This is a genomic window from Pseudomonas sp. MWU12-2020 (assembly GCF_023100605.1).
GTDB classification, from domain to species: Bacteria; Pseudomonadota; Gammaproteobacteria; order Pseudomonadales; family Pseudomonadaceae; genus Aquipseudomonas; species Aquipseudomonas fluorescens_H.
This window is the reverse complement of the sequence record NZ_JALMEX010000054.1, coordinates 1-492: the sequence shown is the minus strand read 5'-3', so window position 1 is coordinate 492 and position 492 is coordinate 1. Positions and strand designations below refer to the sequence as shown.

At 61.8% G+C, this 492-nt stretch carries 1 pseudogene; it reads left to right on the top strand.

The window, feature by feature from the left end:
• A pseudogene (locus tag M0814_RS29005) lies at positions 1-492 on the top strand (hypothetical protein); the annotation flags it as partial.

Sequence of the window (492 nt, the reverse complement as noted above, 5' to 3'; positions counted from 1 at the left end):
TTCCCGTGGCGCACGACGCTCGCCAGACCATCAACAAAGAACCGCCGCTGGTGGTCAGCGTCTTTCTGCCCAACAGCGCCGCCCGGGAGCTGGCCAAAACCCAGGCGGTGTTCTTCTACGAGCTGGAACGTGGCGGCACAGTGATTCAGCGCTCCAAGAGCCTCTTCATCACCATCATCGGCGACCCCTATCGCCTCGCCGCGCCGATCGCCGACGATGCCGTGGACGGTGCACTCAAGCACGACCTGGAGCACGTGAGCATCCGCATCCCTCATGACGATCGCTTCGAAGAAGACATGGGCATTGAGCTCAAATGGCTGGGCACCCAGGCCGACCTGATCACGTATGACCCGCAGTTGGACTTGCATATCCTCAGCGCGACCGACGCCAGCAACCCGCTGGGTTTCATCATCAAGGTGGATGGCGTCCGGCACCTCAAGTTGCTCAAGGGCGGCACGCTGGACCTGTCCTACAACCTGCTCAGCGACGAGA